The organism is Streptomyces sp. NPDC054956 (genome assembly GCF_053609185.1).
The window spans coordinates 1-2,723 of the sequence record NZ_JBSGXB010000544.1; the positions used below are offsets into that span (position 1 = coordinate 1).

Annotated in this window: 1 protein-coding gene and 2 pseudogenes; 2 read left to right on the forward strand and 1 reads right to left on the reverse strand. The window is 74.3% G+C overall.

Going from position 1 to position 2,723, the window contains the following annotated elements:
- Both ACWGDE_RS37995 and ACWGDE_RS38000 read left to right on the forward strand, forming a co-directional pair.
- Nucleotides 1–1,141 (forward strand): MFS transporter (locus tag ACWGDE_RS37995; protein ID WP_453393651.1); only part of this gene is annotated, 1,141 nt, incomplete at its 5' end.
- A gap of 238 nt (nucleotides 1,142–1,379) precedes the next feature.
- A pseudogene (locus ACWGDE_RS38000) lies at nucleotides 1,380–2,330 on the forward strand (choice-of-anchor A family protein); the annotation flags it as partial.
- 272 nt (nucleotides 2,331–2,602) lie between these two features.
- Here ACWGDE_RS38000 and ACWGDE_RS38005 read toward each other — a convergent pair.
- Nucleotides 2,603–2,723: pseudogene (locus tag ACWGDE_RS38005) on the reverse strand (nuclear transport factor 2 family protein); the annotation flags it as partial.

Here is a 2,723-nt window from a genome sequence, read left to right on the forward strand (position 1 = left end):
CCTCGGCGTCTCCGACGGCACGGCCGGGCTGATGGTCACCGTGCCCGGCCTGGTCGCCGGGTTCTGCGCGCCGCTGGTCACCGTCGGCGCCGGCCGGCTCGACCGGCGGTTCGTCCTGGTCGGGCTGTTCGCGCTGATGGCCGTCGCGAACCTGGTCGCCGCCCTCGCCCCCGGCTTCGCGGTGCTCCTGGCGGCCCGGCTGCTCGTCGGGGTCAGCGTCGGCGGCTTCTGGGCCATAGCCGGCGGCCTCGCGGTACGCCTCGTCCCCGAACGCCACGTCGGCCGGGCCACCGCCCTCGTCTTCGGCGGCGTCCCCACTGCCTCGGTGCTCGGCGTCCCCGCGGGGACCCTGCTCGGTGAGCTCGGCGGCTGGCGCTTCGCCTTCGCGGCCGTCGGCGGACTCGGACTCCTGACCCTGGCCGCCCTGCTCCTGCTGCTGCCCCCGCTGCCGCCGACCCGCCACATCACCTTCGGCCGGCTCCCCGCCCTGCTCCGGAGCAACGCCGGGGTCCGGGCCGGAGTGGCCGTCACCTTCCTGGTGGTGACCGGGCAGTTCGCCGCCTACACGTTCGTACGGCCGATCCTGCAGGACGTGTCGGGCGTCGACGCCGGCTTCGTGAGCACCCTCCTGCTGGGGTACGGCCTCGCGGGCGTGGCGGGCAACTTCCTGGCGGGGTCGCGCGACGCGTACCGCACGCTGTTCGCGGTCGGGGCCTGCCTCGCCGTGACCCTCGCGTTGATCGCCACCGTTCCCGGAGCCGTCGCGGGCACGCTGCTGCTGCTGGCCTGGGGCCTGGTGTACGGCGGGGTCTCGGTGAGCCTCCAGAGCTGGATGATCAAGGCCGCGCCGGAGGAGGCGGAGGCGGCCTCCTCGCTGATGGTCGCGATGTTCAACCTGGCCATCGCCGCCGGCGCCCTGTCGGGCGGCCTCGCGGTCGACGGGATCTCCGTGCGCGCCGCACCACTGACCGGCGCGGCACTGATGGCCCTGGCGGCAGTCACCGTATGGGCCACCTCGACCTCCAAGCGGGCCCGGACGAAGGCGCGGGCACACACGTCTGCGAAGGCGTACACGCCGGCGCAGGCACAAGCGCATGCGGCGGACCGGGTACAGGCCGACAAGGCGGCGGGCCGGAGTTGACCGTCCGCCATGCGGACCGCCGGCCACCCGGCCTCGCGGGTGAGCCGGCTCCGGAGTAACGGTTTGGCCGAAGTCGTCATGTACACATAGGGCGGATGGGATGCATCGGACATCAGGCTTGACCTGGGGCATCCCCGGGGGAAAGAGTGCGCCGGGCGAGTACCACCGCTCGGACCGGCGTGCCCGCCGCCCGGGCGGCAAGCGCCACCGCATGAGCCGCACTTCGGAGATATCGCACATGTTCATATCCGCCCGCTCTTCGCTCGCTTCGGCCGCGATCGGCGGTTCGCTCGCCGTCACCGCCCTCGGCGTCCTCGCGGCAGCTCCCTCGGCCTCCGCCACCCCGGCGCCCGACTCCACCACCTGCACCGGCGCGCTCGGTGTGGCCGGCCGCTACGGAGAATTCGTCGAGGGGGACGACCGGCACACCCCCGACGCCGAAGGCGCCGTCGCCGTCGGCGGGAACGCCGACTTCCGGGGCGGTTTCACCGTGGGCCAGGAGCTGACCGCCGAGCAGGTCAAGGCGCTCCCGGGCGGCAAGGCCCTGGTCGTCGCGGGGAACATCACGGGCGGCGTGCGGGTGATGAACGGTGACGGCAGCTACGGCGGCACCCTCACGGGTACCGCCGAGGCCCATCGCGGAACGGCGGCCAAGGGCCCCTCGCCCATCGACTTCGCCGCCGAGTTCCGCACCCTGCGCAAGGCCTCCGAAGCCCTGGCCGCCGCGCCGCAGTCGGCCTCCGCGCAGTGGCGCCATGACGGCTCGAACCTCCGGCTGACCGGTACGGACGCGCGGTTCAACGCCTTCACCGTTCCCGCCGCGGAGCTGGAGAAGGCCAAGGAGATCCGGATCAAGGTGCCGGCCGGCGCGGTGACCGTGGTCAACGTCCGGGGTGCCTCGTACGACCAGGCGAAGGCCGGCACCACCGGCTTCTTCCTCTGGGACGGGGCGGACGAGCGCGAGGTGCTCGACGACAAGCTGAGCAGCGCCGCCGGCGGGGACATCCGCGCGAAGCTGCTCTGGAACTTCCCCGACGCCGCCAAGGTGGTCAAGAACAGCACCAACGCCTGGCCGGGCAGCGTCCTCGCGCCCGACGCCGCCTTCGACCTGGGTTCCGGCGGGCCGGTCAACGGCTCCGTCATCGCCAAGTCGCTGACGGGCACGGGCGGCGCCGAGACGCACCACCACCCCTTCACCGGATGCCTCCCCGGCAACCCGGTGCCCGTGGTGAACCCCCCGGCCCCCGGAACCGTCCCGTCGACCACCCCGTCGGCCCCCGTGTCCGTGTCCGCGTCCGCTCCCGCGACACCCCGTACGCCGGGCGGATCCATCCACCCGGCCCCGTCCGGCAGTGGTCCGGCCGTGGTCACCGGGGGAGGCACTTCCGGTACCTCGGGCGGCTCCGGCGGGGGGCTCGCGCTCACCGGCGCCGGCCTGGCCGTGCCGCTGGCGATCGGCGGCGCCGTCGAGGCGGACGTCAGGGTCACCAGGATGTTGGTGCACAGCCGGCGCGAGAGCCGGTCGGCGGGGCGGCCGCCGAAGTAGGCGCGCAGGGCGTCCCGGCCCTCGATCCGCCGGTCC